The 12,836-nt window shown below is 68.6% G+C and carries 10 protein-coding genes; 5 read left to right on the top strand and 5 right to left on the bottom strand.

The annotated features are described in order from the left end of the window. Positions 1–173 precede the first annotated feature (173 nt). The gene (locus tag WJ12_RS15995; RefSeq protein ID WP_059560903.1) at positions 174–407 is read right to left on the bottom strand and encodes a type 2 periplasmic-binding domain-containing protein; all 234 of its coding nucleotides are present in this window, start codon (positions 405–407) and stop codon (positions 174–176) included. Positions 408–599: 192 nt separating this feature from the next. Next, positions 600–1,838, bottom strand: coding sequence for an SfnB family sulfur acquisition oxidoreductase (locus WJ12_RS15990; protein ID WP_034192082.1), 1,239 nt, complete (start codon positions 1,836–1,838; stop codon positions 600–602). A gap of 303 nt (positions 1,839–2,141) precedes the next feature. On the opposite strand from WJ12_RS15990, the gene WJ12_RS35905 reads away from it, so the two are divergent. Continuing rightward, on the top strand, positions 2,142–2,300 hold the full coding sequence (locus WJ12_RS35905; protein WP_404824185.1) for a hypothetical protein: 159 nt from the start codon (positions 2,142–2,144) through the stop codon (positions 2,298–2,300). Continuing rightward, positions 2,297–3,697: an LLM class flavin-dependent oxidoreductase gene (locus WJ12_RS15985; RefSeq protein ID WP_059560900.1), complete on the top strand. Its 1,401-nt coding sequence runs from the start codon at positions 2,297–2,299 to the stop codon at positions 3,695–3,697. The genes WJ12_RS35905 and WJ12_RS15985 overlap by 4 nt, the downstream gene beginning before the upstream one ends. Positions 3,698–3,824: 127 nt before the next feature. On the opposite strand, the gene WJ12_RS15980 is transcribed toward WJ12_RS15985, so the two are convergent. Then, a complete protein-coding gene (locus WJ12_RS15980) occupies positions 3,825–5,252 on the bottom strand; it encodes an MFS transporter (RefSeq protein ID WP_059560897.1) in 1,428 nt (475 codons plus the stop codon). A gap of 347 nt (positions 5,253–5,599) precedes the next feature. Between WJ12_RS15980 and WJ12_RS15975 the strand changes: the two genes are divergently transcribed. From WJ12_RS15975 to WJ12_RS15965, 3 genes are read left to right on the top strand one after another with little or no spacing between them, the layout of a single operon-like run. Beyond that, entirely contained in the window at positions 5,600–6,592 is a 993-nt protein-coding gene (locus WJ12_RS15975) for an aliphatic sulfonate ABC transporter substrate-binding protein (protein ID WP_059560894.1), read from the top strand. Positions 6,593–6,602: 10 nt separating this feature from the next. Further along, positions 6,603–7,457: an ABC transporter permease gene (locus WJ12_RS15970; protein ID WP_059560891.1), complete on the top strand. Its 855-nt coding sequence runs from the start codon at positions 6,603–6,605 to the stop codon at positions 7,455–7,457. Further along, positions 7,454–8,251: an ABC transporter ATP-binding protein gene (locus WJ12_RS15965; protein WP_059560888.1), complete on the top strand. Its 798-nt coding sequence runs from the start codon at positions 7,454–7,456 to the stop codon at positions 8,249–8,251. Before WJ12_RS15970 ends, WJ12_RS15965 begins: the two co-directional genes overlap by 4 nt. 222 nt (positions 8,252–8,473) lie before the next feature. On the opposite strand, the gene WJ12_RS15960 is transcribed toward WJ12_RS15965, so the two are convergent. Both WJ12_RS15960 and WJ12_RS15955 read right to left on the bottom strand, forming a co-directional pair. After that, entirely contained in the window at positions 8,474–8,881 is a 408-nt protein-coding gene (locus tag WJ12_RS15960) for a VOC family protein (protein ID WP_185732806.1), read from the bottom strand. Between the two features lie 348 nt (positions 8,882–9,229). Then, entirely contained in the window at positions 9,230–12,823 is a 3,594-nt protein-coding gene (locus WJ12_RS15955; protein ID WP_059560885.1) for a YadA-like family protein, read from the bottom strand. Positions 12,824–12,836: the final 13 nt, after the last annotated feature.

The raw sequence follows: 12,836 nt of genomic DNA, 5'->3' as shown, positions 1-12,836 counted from the left end.
TGACGCGGCCCCGAAAGTCGATCCCTCGGGGAGGTAAAAAACCGGGGGGGGGGGGCGGCAGGCGCGCCGCGTCTCGCTCGAAAACCTGAGGAACCTGAGGGATGGGTCCGGCCCATGCGGATGGCCGATCAGCCGCACGAGACGCACAAACGCGTACGACCGCGCGGGTCCGCCTAGCCAAGCCAGCGCGCGTCGGGCCAATGGCCCTGCTCGAACGTGGTCTTCACGCAGTCGAGCAGCACGCCGACCACGCAGCGAACCGGCGCGAGCGGCGCCGCGCTCAGCGTGCGCTGCGCGATCTCCTGCGTGACGGCGACGGCCGGCAGAATCGTCCACCCGTGACCTCGCGCGACCCGTTCCTTCTGCACGCTCAGCGCATTGGTTTCGGCCACCACCCGCAGCGTCACGTCGGCCTCGGCCGCCGCGTGCTCGATTGCCGCGCGCAGGCCCTGCGGGGCGGACAGATCCGACGTGCTGGCCTTCCGGCATCGGAATGTCCGCGCAAACAGACAAGGTCATCCACTGGCTGCTCTCCGGCCTGGAACCCGGAAGCCAATCCGAATGCCTGCGCCGTCGCCGACGGCCGCCCCGCCATCCGCTCAGTTCCACGCATGGCGCGCCGGACGCACGCCGTTCAGGTAGTAGTTGCCGACGAGGTGGTATTTCCAGCGCACCGGATCGTGCAGCGTATGCGTGCGCGCATTGCGCCAATGCCGGTCGAGGTTGTGCTCGGCGAGCGTCGACTGCGTGCCGGCCAGCTCGAACAGTTTCTCGCCCGCGAGCAGCGCGACCTCGGTCGTCAATACCTTCGCTTCGCCGACCGCGACCGATGCGCGCGCGACGTCGTCTTCGGTCACGTCGCCGCGCGCCGCGATCTCGTCGAGCGTGCGCGCCGCGCGTTCGAGCAACGCCTCGGCCGCGTGCAGCTGGATGTGCAAGTGGCCGATCTCGCGAATCGTCAGCGGATCGTCGGCCGCGCGCTCGACACCGCTGTCGACCCACGGGCGCGTGCGGGTCCGCACGAACGCCAGCGTATCGTCGATGGCCGCCTTCGCGATGCCCGCGTCGATCGCGGCCTGAATGATCTGCGACAGCGGACCGTTGAGCGTCGGCACGTCCGACACGCGCTGCGCGGGCAGCACGTGCGACGCCGGAACCCGCACCGCGTCGAGCACGACCGTGCCGCTCGCGGTCGTGCGCTGCCCGAATCCCGACCAGTCGTCGATCACGGTCAGCCCGGGCGTCGCTCGCGGCACGTATGCGAGCCACGCCTGGTGCGCGTCGTCGAGGCCGAGCACCGGCACGTAATGCGCGAACAGCGCACCGGTCGAATAGAACTTCGTCCCGTCGACGATATAGTCGTCGCCGTCGCTGCGCACGCGCGTCTTCAGGTCGAGCACGTGCTTCGTGCCCTTCTCCGAGAACCCGTTGCCGAAGCGCTTGCCGCTCAGGATTTCCGCGAAGAAATGGCGCTTCTGCGCGTCGGTGCCGGTCAGCGTGATCACGTCGACCAGCCCGAAATGATTCTGCGGCAGCTGCCCGAGCGACGGATCGGCCGCCGCGACGATCTTGACGACTTCGGTCAGCGTCACATGCGACACGCCCGCGCCGCCGTATGCCTTCGGCACCGTGATCGCCCACAGCCCCGACTGCGAGAACCATTCGATTTCGTCGCGCGGCAGGCGGCGGTCCCGATCGCGCTCGGCCGCGCCTTCGGCGAGCCGTTTCGCCAGCGCGTGCGCGGCTTCGATCGCCTGTGCGTCGTTGGCGATCACGCGGGCGGCATGCGGTTGCGCATCGGCGGGACGCTCCTGAATCGTGGCGCTCGTGTCTGACATCGGACTCTCCTGTCGAATGACGAAAGCATTCAATCTAGCAGCGCAGCGCGAGCCGGAAAAACGAGCGATTCTCGGAACGATATTCCTTGGGATAACAAACGACCGCGCGATTCGCGGCGGCTTCGCGCCGGCGACGTCGTGCTGATGCATCGCAATCGACGCGTCAGCGTCGGGGCGCCCCCGCGTGCCCGAAGTAATACGCATCGACGATAACGATCTGCGAATCCGTTATTGGAACGCGCACGCCGCGCTTCCTATACTGGCCTCCCGGCGCAATCGGCCCCGCTCTTCGAGGAACACCGCATGACTTCGTCGCACGCAGCTCCCGACCTTTCCACCGGCACCGACCACGACGCGCTCGCGAGCCGGCTCCGGCCGATCCTCGAGCGCGAACGCCGCCGCGAATCGGCGCACGAGGCAATCGGCTGGCGCGCCGGCGCGGCAACGGGAGCCGCGCGATGAGCAAGACCATCCGCTTCAACGCGTTCGAGATGAACTGCGTCGGCCACCAGTCGCCCGGCCTGTGGGCGCATCCGCGCGACCGCTCGTGGCAGTACAAGGATCTCGACTACTGGACCGACCTCGCGCGCGTGCTCGAACGTGGCATCTTCGACGCGATCTTCATCGCGGACGTGATCGGTTATTACGACGTCTACAAGGGCAGCAACTATCATGCGCTGCACCAGGCCGCGCAGATTCCGGTCAACGATCCGCTGCAGCTCGCCGCGCCGATCGCGATGGCCACCGAGCATCTCGGCATCGGCATCACCGCGTCGACGACGTTCGAGCACCCGTACACGTTCGCGCGCCGGCTGTCGACGGCCGATCATCACACGAAGGGCCGGCTCGCGTGGAACATCGTCACGTCCTACCTGGAGAGCGGCGCGAAAAACGTCGGCGATCACGGCCTGCGCACCCACGACGACCGCTATGCGGTCGCGGCCGAATACGTCGAGGTGCTGTACAAGCTGTTCGAGGGCAGCTGGGAGGACGGCGCGGTGGTGCGAGATCGCGACGGCCGCGTGTTCACCCATCCCGAGAAGGTTCACGAGATCGGCCACAAGGGCCGCTTCTTCGACGTGCCCGGCTACCACCTGTGCGAGCCGTCGCCGCAGCGCACGCCGGTGCTGTTCCAGGCCGGCGCGTCCGGCCCCGGCAAGGCGTTCGCCGCGCAGCACGCGGAATGCGTGTTCGTGGCCGCGCCGACCCGCGAGCAGCTCGCGCGCTACGTGGCCGACGTGCGCGCGCAGGCAGCCGCCGCGCGGCGCGATCCGGCGAAGGTGCTGATCTACAACCTCGTCACGGTGATCGTCGACGAGACCGACGAGAAGGCGCAGGCCAAGTTCGACGAATACCGTCGTTACGTGTCGTACGACGGCTCGCTGGTGTTCATGTCGGGCTGGACCGGCATCGACTTCGGCCAGTATGCGCCGGCCGATCCGGTGCGGCGCGTCGAAACGAACGCGATCGTGTCGGCGGTCGAGCACCTGGCGGGCGGCGACACCGCGTGGACGATCGAGGCACTGGCCACGTGGGGCGGCATCGGCGGACTCGGTCCGGTGTTCGTCGGCTCGGCCGCGACCGTCGCGGACATCCTGCAGGAATGGGTGGCGGCGACCGACGTCGACGGCTTCAATCTCGCGTACGCGGTGGCGCACGAAACCTTCGAGGATGTCGTGCGTTATCTCGTGCCGGAGCTGCAGCGGCGCGGCGTGTACCCCACCGCGTATGCACCGGGCACGCTGCGCGAAAAACTGTTCGGCGGCACCGCGCGGCTGCCGGACACGCATCCGGCCGCACGGTTTCGCGACATCGAGCAGGTCAAGCGCGCGGCCGAACGGGAGGCGGTCAGCGCGTAGTGAAAGGGGGAAGCCGGTCGGCCCGCGTGCGCGTCGACCGGCTTCCGTGCAAAACGAAACGGCTTCGTGCGGTCCGACGAAGCCGTTTGCGTTTTCCTCGGGGCGTCGCTCACGCGCCGGCGGGTGTTCAGGCGATGCTTTCGTCGTCGATGTCGCGTGCCGTCGGCTCGTAGCGCACGATCAGCAGGAACACGATCGGCGTGACCGCGCTGATCGCGACAACCCAGAACATGTCGGTGCCGAGACGGGCCTGCAGGATCGGCAGCACGAACAGCGCGAGCGCCTGGCCGATCCCGCACAGCGACCGTCCGAAGCCGACGCCGGTTCCGCGGATCGCGGCCGGATAGGACAGCGTCGGATAGATCATCATCTGCGCGCCGGGCCCGAACCCTTCGGCGAACAGCCACGTGCCGAGCATCAGCAGCACGACGCCGACCGCCAGCGCGCCGTGCGGATGCCCCGCCAGCGCGAGCGCGACGAGTGCGACCGTCTGCAGCGCGAAGCCCGCGATCGCGACATGGCGCGACGGATAGCGATACGCGAGGCGCATGCCGAGCAGGCCGCCGGTGAACGCGAACAACACGTTCAGCGCGAGCGACGCCGCGATCGTCTCGAACACGCCCGCGCCGAGAAACTGCGACAGGATCGACGGCAGGAAGAACGCAATCGCGGTGTATTCGAACGGAATGCACAGATTCATCACGCTGGCGACGATCGTGCGCCCGAGATACGGGCGCTGGAACAGCACGCGGATTCGCACGGGCGGCGGGCTCGGCTCGCGGCGCGCATCCTCGGCTTCGTGCGCGTGAATGCCGTACGATTCGCGCAGGATGCGCGCGGCATTGGCCAGGTCGCCCTGGTTCGCGGCCCACAGCGGCGATTCGTTCATGAACCGGTTCCGGAACAGGATGATGACGAGCGCGGGCACCGCGCCGAAGATCAGCGACGCGCGCCACAGCCATCCCGCGTGCTCGGCCGGCAGCAGGAAGTACAGGCCGAAGATCAGCAGGAAGCAGACCGACGACGCGACGTACCACATCGGGCACCACGCCGCGAGACGCGACGCCTTGTTGCCGCGCCCGTTGAACTTCGAGAATTCGGCGAGGAACGCCATCGCGACCGGCAGGTCGATGCCGACGCCGAGCCCCATCACGAAGCGTGCGCCGATCAGCACCCAGACGTTCGGCGCGAGCCCGGCCGCGAGCGCCGCGACCACGAAGAACAGCATGTCGGCCATGAACACCTGGTAGCGGCCGATCCGGTCGGTCAGCCAGCCGCCGATCAGGCTGCCGAAGATCGTACCGATCATGATCGCCGATCCGACCAGCCCGGTCAGCGCGGGCGTCAGGCCGAACTCGCGCGCGACGTCGTCGATGCCGTAGGACAGCGTCGTCAGGTCGTACGCGTCGAGAAACACGCCGCCCAGCGCCAGCAGCACGATCATCCGTGCATGGCTGACCGAACTGTCGACCGTGTTGATCAGCCGCGCGACGTCGCTGGCCGAGCGGATGGGGGAAGAAACCGGCGTGATCGCGTTCAGATCGATTGAACTCATCGCATTCCTTAATGGGTCGCCGGATGACCGGCGATGCTCGCAAGGTGCGGGAGCTGACGCGTGCATTCGCGATCGACATCGCATCGCATCGAGCGAATGCCGGCTCGACGATACGCGCGGCCGTCGACTCCCGGAAGCGGGCATTCTGTTCCCCGGCCCCTCGTATCCCAAGCGATATAAAGCGATAAATTAATCGGCCTGGGTCATAAAGTTGCCCGCCGGGTCCCTTAGCAGCAGCACGCATGTTCAAACGCGGATTTCTTCGTTAACGGATCGCGGGCGCTTCGTTACATTACTCGGTCACCTGCCTGTTCGCGGCGCATTGCCGCCCTTCCGGAGATTCCCCGATGAAGCTGTCCTGGTCCCGCGCGTGGCAATCCGCGGCCCTCGTCGTTGCCGCGCTTGCCGGTCTCGTATCGATTCAGGCGCACGCGGCGACGCCCGCCGAAATCCGCGTCGACTACGCGTACTACTCGCCCGAGAGTCTCGTGATCCGCCACTTCGGCTGGCTCGACGACGAGTTCAAGGCCGACCGCACGTCGATTCGCTGGGTGCTGAGCCTCGGCAGCAATCGCGCGCTCGAATACCTGAACAGCGGTGCGGTCGATTTCGGCTCGGCCGCCGGGCTCGCATCGGTGCTCGCACGCGCGAACGGCAACCCGATCCACGCGGTCTACGTGTTCTCCCGCCCCGAATGGACGGCACTCGTCGTGCGCAAGGATTCGCCGATCCGCACGCTCGCCGACCTGAAGGGCAAGAAAATCGCCGCGACCCGCGGCACCGACCCGTTCCTGTTCACGCTGCGCGCGCTGCACACGGCCGGCCTGACGCGTGACGACGTCGAGATCGTCAACCTGCAGCATCCGGACGGCCGCACGGCCCTCGCGAACGGCCAGGTCGATGCATGGGCCGGACTCGATCCGCACATGGCCGCGGCCCAGCTCGACGACGGTGCGCGTCTGCTGTACCGTAACGTCGCCTTCAATACGTACGGCTTCCTGAACGTGCGCGACGGGTTCGCCGGCCAGTATCCGCAGGCGGTCTCGCGCGTGCTGAAGGTCTACGACCGCGCGCGCCAGTGGATCGTCGCGCATCCGGCCGAAACCGCGCAGATCGTGGCCGACGAATCGAAGGTGTCGCTGCCGGTCGCGAAGCTGCAGCTGCAGCGCAACGATTTCAGCGACCCGGTGCCGGGCGAAGCGCAGCGCGCGGCGCTGAAAGCCGCGGCGCCGGTGCTGACGGCCGAGCAATTGACCAAGCCGGGCGTCGATCCCGCGAAGATCGTCGATACGCTGATCGATCCGTCGTTCGCGCGCCCGCTCGTTGCCGCGTCGCAGTGAGGTTGCCGCGATGACGGACACCGCGGCCCGTGGCGATGCACTCGCGCAGCGTCACGCCGTCTCGCCCCGCGCCGGCCGGCGCGATGCGCTTCGCGCGTGGCGCATCGCCGGCCTCGTGCTGCCGTTCGCGGCGCTCGTGGTGCTGGAATGCGTCGTGCGGCGCGGCTGGCTGCCCGACCATCTCGTCCCGGCGCCGAGCGAGATCCTCGATACGCTCGCGCGGATGGGCGTCACGCGTGTCGCACGGCATGTCGGCGCGAGCACGCTGCGGGTCGCGGCCGGTTTTGCGGCCGGCGCCGGGCTCGCGCTCGTCGTCGGCGCGGCGATGGGCCTGAGCCGCCGGATCGACGCGCTGCTCGAGCCGACGTTCCAGGCGCTGCGCGCGATTCCGTCGCTCGCATGGGTGCCCGTGCTGCTGCTGTGGCTCGGCATCGACGAAGCGCCGAAGATCACGCTGATCGCGATCGGTGCATTTTTCCCGGTGCACCTCGCGGTGGTCGCCGGCATTCGAGACGTCGACCGCAAGCTCGTCGAGCTCGGCGCGGTGTACCGGCTCGGCCCGCTGGCACTGTTCCGCCGCATCCTGCTGCCGGCCGCGTTGCCGCAGATCGTCACCGGCCTGCGTACCGGCCTGAGCCTCGCGTGGATGTTCATGGTTGCCGCTGAACTGATCGCGGCGACGCGCGGCCTCGGCTTCCTGCTGAGCGACGGCCGGGAAACCGGGCGACCCGATCTCGTGTTCGGCGCGATCCTGCTGCTCGCATTGCTCGGCAAGCTGAGCGACGGCGCGATGCGGCGCATCGAGTCGTACTGGCTCGGCTGGCGCGATGCCTTCGACGGCGCGGCGCGCGAGGGTTCGAAATGAGTACGACCGCTTCCGCGGCTTCCGCGCGCACGACCGAGGGTGCCGATACGCCGCTGCTTGACCTGCGGATCACCCGCAAGCAATACGGCGACCGCACGATCCTCGCCGACATCGCGCTACACGTGGCGCGCGGCGAGATCGTCTGCGTGGTCGGCCCGAGCGGCTGCGGGAAAAGCACGCTGCTGCGGATCGTCGCCGGGCTCGACACGCACTTCCGCGGCAACGCGAAGCTCGACGGCGTCGCGCTCGACGGGCCGTCGGCGCGTGTCGGCGTGATCTTTCAGGAACCCCGGCTGCTGCCGTGGCTGTCGATCGCGGACAACGTCGGCTTCGCGTCCGGCCCGCACGGCGGCCGCGACCCGAGCGTCACGCGCCTGCTCGACGAAGTCGGCCTGGCCGGCGTCGCGCGGCAACTGCCGGCCACGTTGTCGGGCGGGATGGCCCAACGCGCCGCGATCGCGCGCGGGCTGTTCGGCGAGCCGGATCTGCTGTTGCTCGACGAGCCGTTCAGCGCGGTCGACGCGATCACGCGGATGCGCCTGCAGACACTGCTGCTCGACGTCGTCCGCCGGCACCGGATGGCGGCGATCGTCGTCACGCACGATCTCGACGAAGCGCTGTATCTCGGCGATCGCGTGCTGATGCTCGCGCCCAACCCGGGGCGCGTCGACGACGAGATCCGCGTCGACCTCGCACGGCCGCGCGATCGGCGCGACCCGTCGCTGGCCGCGCTGCGCGCCCGACTGCTCGGTGCGTTCCAGCGCTTTCACGATCATGCGGATGACGCGGGATAAGGCACGATACGCGGCCCGAACGTTCGACCACGGTCAATCCACGCGCTTCTTCGTCGTCTGAACAAGTGGTGCGGGGAAAACCGCCTTCTCCCGTGCGCGGGCCGCTGCCACGCGCTTGCCCATCCATCGAACTCGATCGGCTCCACCGGGGCCGGCGCTGGACAGCCGTGCGGCCCGAACGATTCGAGCAGGCCGCACTGGCCGCGACGACCGGCGCTCGCGTCAATCGTCGAACGTGCCTTGATATTCCGGCGCGGCGTCCGCGCGCGTGTTCAGCTCGAACATCACGCCGCCCGGCGCCCGGCAAAAGAATCGCGAACCGCGCCCGTTGTTGAAGATGTCCGTCTCCATCGCGACGCCCTCGTCCCTGAAGCGTTCGAACAGCGCGCGAACGGCTTCGAGGCTCGGCAGTTCGAACCCGACGTGGAAATTCGTCGGCCATGCCGGTACGCCGTCGCCGACGTGATCGATCACGACGTCGAAGCCCGGTCGCTTCAGGATCCAGGATTGGTCCCAGCTTCCCGCGATCGTGAAGCCGAGGTAACGCTCGAAGAAACGGGCCGTCGCCAGCGTATCGGCCGAAGGGAAGCTCAAATGGTTGAGCTTCATCGTGTGTGTCGTTGCGGTCATGGTCGTGCGCTCGCATGCGGTGATGGGCGGAGGCCCCATGCCGTTCCGCCCGACGACGTCAGAATACGAGCCGGCGCCCGCATGCGACAACTCGCATTGCGCAGGCATCCGGACCGAGCGCGAAACCCGCGCCGCACGGCGGTGAGCGCGTGGTCGACGATCGCCGCGGGCGGCGCCGCTCGCATTCCGGGCATGCCCCCTTGACGCGAAAGGCCCGATCGGCGATCGGCATCGAACGCCGCTGGCCCGAGGTCCGCGGACAGACCGCGGGCCACGCATGTCCCGCTGGCGACCGGTCGAACCGCGAATCCCCGGATGCCGGCGGCGCTCGACGCTACGGCTGCGGCCTCAGAACTGATAACCCGCGCCGACCACCGCGCCAAAGTCCGAGCGCGTGTTGCCCGTCACCGACGCCTTGACGACCCAGCGGTTGCTCTCCGTCACGTACGAGTACCCTGCCGCAAAACCCTGCTGGCCGTGATAGTTCGACGTCGCCGCCGACACCATCGAGCGGCCCGCGCCCGTCGGCTGCGGCAAGCCGGCCACCGCCATCGCCGATGCAACGCCGCCGTACATGTCCTTCTTCAGGTCGTTGAAGGCGTTGTACACCTGTCCGATGCGCTGGTCGGTATAGCCCTTCGCCTGCGTCGACGCCGCCGACAGGTTGTCGTTGAGCTGCTGCACGTTCACCGCGTCGGTCGACGCCGTCCCGGCCGCGACGTTCGTGACCTGGCGCTCGCTGCCCTTCGCGCCGACCGAGAACGAGTTGTCGCGATCGGCGACCGAGCCCTGGCCGACCGCCACGGCGTTCTTGCCGGTTGCCGTCGCCGTCGACCCGATCGAACCGGCATCGGCGCGCGCGATCCACGACGTGTTCGCATCGGTGGCCGCCGCGTGGATCTTGTCGTTGGCCGCGACATTCTGCAACGCGGCGTTGAACTGGCCCATGTTGACCGCGTCGTTCGCATTCACGCCCGACGCGACGCCGGTCAGCACGCGGTCCCCTGCCGTGCCGGTGAAGTTCACGCTGGTGCCGCCGCTATCCTTCCCGACCGTGATCGCGCCGTTCGGATCCTGCTGCTGCACGAGGCCGGCCTTGCCGTTCGCGATATTGGTCACGCTCCCCTGCAGGTTCGAGATGTCGGTGGTGTTCTTCGACACCTGCTGGTTGGTCGCGTACAGCTGCGAGCCGTTCACCGCATCCGTGCTGGTGGCGCTCAGCGTGCCGGCCTGCACGTTGGTGATGCGCGTGCCGCCGGCGCCGCCGAGCGTGATCGTGCTCTTCGAGCTGTCGTCGTACTGCACCGCGAGCGCGCCGAGCTGATTGAGGTTCGACTGCACGTCTTTCAGCTGCTTCACGTTCACCGCGTCGGTATCGCTGGTGCCCGCGGCAACGTTCTTGAGCACGACCGCCGAATTGACGTCGCCGCCGACGAGCGACACGGAATTCAACCGGTTGCCGTTCGGGTCGACGTCGTATTTGACGACGTTCTTCACGGCCTCGCCGGCCTGGTTCGACACGTTCGTGATCTGCTGTTCGAGCGCGGTTTTCACGCCCGACAGCTGCCCGCCGTTCACCGCATCCGTGCTGCCCGCGGCGACGTTGCCGTCGGCCACGTTCGTCAGCTTCGTCGGCGCGCCGCCGCGCGCGGCGCTGTACGCGCCGAGCGTCGGGTCGAACTGCAGCGCGTCCTGCTGCAACCCGGCGATCGCGGCCGTGTTGCCCGCGATGTTCGTTTCGGCATTGCCGAGGCGCGTTTCGTGATTCTCGAGCGTCGTCGTGTTGCTGCCGACGCGGCCGTCGAGGTTCGTCAGCGCGTCGCCGACGTTGTTGAACGAACCGCCGCCAACCTTGTAGGACGGCGCGCCGATCGAGCCGTCCGGGTTGACGGTCGCGCCGCCGCCGAGCGCGGCCGCCGTCCCGTCGATCGCGCGGCGCAACTGCGCGCCGTTCACCGCATCCGTGCTGCCGGCCGCCACGTTGCCTTCCGCGACGTTGGTCAGGTGCACCGGGCTCCCGCCATTGCCGGCGCCGAGCGACACCTGGCGCTTGCTCGCATCGTCGTACTTCACGGCCAGCGCATCGAGCTGGCTCGTGCCGTCGTGAATCGCGGCGGTCAGCTGGTCGACGTTGACCGCGTCCGTGCCGTTCGTGCCGGCCGCGACGTTGCCGATGCGTTGCGGGCCATGGCCGCCGTGGCTCGCGTCGTAGGCGTCGAGGCCCGGGTTCCACAGGAGCGCATCCTGCTGGAGCGCCGCGATGTTGCCCGTATTCGTCGTCACCTGGTTGCCGACGGCCGTGATCGACTGGTTGAGCGTGTCGGTCGCCTTGCCGAGCTGGCCCACGTTCACGGCGTCGTTCGCGGCTACCCCGTCCGCGACATTGTGCAGCCCGACCGGCGCCGCGGCTCCCGTCCCGCCGAACGTGACGCCGCTGTGCGCGTCGCTGTCGTACTGCACGGCGTTCTTCGTCGCGTTGCCGATCTGGCTGGTGATCGACGTGCTCAGGTTGCCGAGCGTCGTGCTGAGGTTGTTCGTCACGCTCGTGCTGAGCGATGCGAGGCCGCCGCTCAGTTGCCCGACGTTGACGGCGTCGTGCGCGTCCGTCCCGTCGGCAACGTTGTGCAGCGTCGTGCCGTTGGCGCCCGCGAACGTCACCGAGTCGAAGCCGCTCGCGCCGTCGTACTTCACGTTGCGTGCGTCGGCCGCCTGCAGGCTGCCGATGTTCGCGCTCGCCGTGCTCAGCGATGCGTTGATGCCGGTCACGCTGTTCTGCAGGTTCGTGATGGTCGAAGCCGCGGTCGAGATGGACGTCTGCAGCGGCGCGACGCTGCCCTTCAGCTGGCCGACGTTGACGGCGTCGGTATCGGCCACGCCGGCCGCGACGCCGCCGATCGTGGTGCCGCCGGCGCCGTCGAGCGCGATCGCCGCGTGGGTGTTGTCGGTGTACTTCACGACGTTCTGCGTCGCCGTGACGATGCTCGTGCTGAGGCTGTTGCCGACACTGGTCACGCGCTGGTCGACGTTCGAGATCGTGGTCGACAGCGAATTGCCGACCGACGTCACGCGTGCGTCGACGTTGCCGATGCCCGTGCTGAGCGTGCTGTTCACGTTCTTCAGCTGCTGGACGTTGACGGCGTCCGTATCGGCCGCGCCCGCCGCGACGTTCTTGAGCTGACGCTCGCTGCCGATCGCGCCGAACGACACCGCGCCGCCTACCGGCGCGGCCGTGCCGCCGAACACCGGCGTGCCGCCGTTGTTCGCGCCGATGCTGCCGGACCCGATCGCCACCTGGTTGTTGCCGTTCGTCTGCGCCCCCGCACCGATCGCCACCGATTGCGTGCCGCCGGCACGCGTCTGCGTCGCCGCGTCGTATGACGCGCCGGCCGACACGCCGTCGCTCGACGTCGGGTTCGCGCCGCCGATCGCGATCGAGCGGTCGCCGCTGGCCAGCGCCGAGTGGCCGAGCGCGATCGAGCTCGTGCCGTGCGCATCCGCGACGTTGCCGAGCGCCATCGAGAAATCGCCGATCGCGGCCGACTGGCGGCCGATCGCCAGCGCCGTGTTGCCTTGCGCGACGGCCACCGTGCCGATCGCGGTGGACGAGTTCGCCAGCGCCTGCGAGCCGACGCCGATCGCGATCGCGCCGCCGCTGCTGCCGCCGCCGTTGCTGCTCGCGTTCGACTGGTCGCCGATCGCGATGCCGCTGGTGCCGGCCTTCGCATTCGTGCCCTGCGTCACGTTCGCGGTACTCACCGCCACGTAGTTCCCGCTCTTCGTCGCCACGCACAGCGGGTTGGTTCCGTCGATGCACTGCCCGGTCAGTGCGTTGTCCGGATTGCCGCGGTCGACGAAATTGTCGGCATGCGCGGTGCCGGCGATCAGCATCCCCGCGCCCGTGAACATCGCGGCGGCCAGCGCCGAAATCTGCTTCTTCTTCATGGTCTTCTGCTCC

Source organism: Burkholderia seminalis (assembly GCF_001718535.1).
Taxonomy (GTDB): Bacteria; Pseudomonadota; Gammaproteobacteria; order Burkholderiales; family Burkholderiaceae; genus Burkholderia; species Burkholderia seminalis.
The sequence above is the reverse complement of the archived record's forward strand: the minus strand, read 5'-3'. Positions and strand labels throughout refer to the sequence as shown.

Coding starts and splice junctions, on each gene's coding strand:
- WJ12_RS15980 (WP_059560897.1), bottom strand. CDS start 5,252: ATGAGTTCAATCGATCTGAACGCGATCACGCCGGTTTCTTCCCCCATC.
- WJ12_RS15965 (WP_059560888.1), top strand. CDS start 7,454: ATGAGTACGACCGCTTCCGCGGCTTCCGCGCGCACGACCGAGGGTGCC.
- WJ12_RS15990 (WP_034192082.1), bottom strand. CDS start 1,838: ATGTCAGACACGAGCGCCACGATTCAGGAGCGTCCCGCCGATGCGCAA.
- WJ12_RS15970 (WP_059560891.1), top strand. CDS start 6,603: ATGACGGACACCGCGGCCCGTGGCGATGCACTCGCGCAGCGTCACGCC.
- WJ12_RS35905 (WP_404824185.1), top strand. CDS start 2,142: ATGACTTCGTCGCACGCAGCTCCCGACCTTTCCACCGGCACCGACCAC.
- WJ12_RS15955 (WP_059560885.1), bottom strand. CDS start 12,823: ATGAAGAAGAAGCAGATTTCGGCGCTGGCCGCCGCGATGTTCACGGGC.
- WJ12_RS15985 (WP_059560900.1), top strand. CDS start 2,297: ATGAGCAAGACCATCCGCTTCAACGCGTTCGAGATGAACTGCGTCGGC.
- WJ12_RS15975 (WP_059560894.1), top strand. CDS start 5,600: ATGAAGCTGTCCTGGTCCCGCGCGTGGCAATCCGCGGCCCTCGTCGTT.
- WJ12_RS15960 (WP_185732806.1), bottom strand. CDS start 8,881: ATGACCGCAACGACACACACGATGAAGCTCAACCATTTGAGCTTCCCT.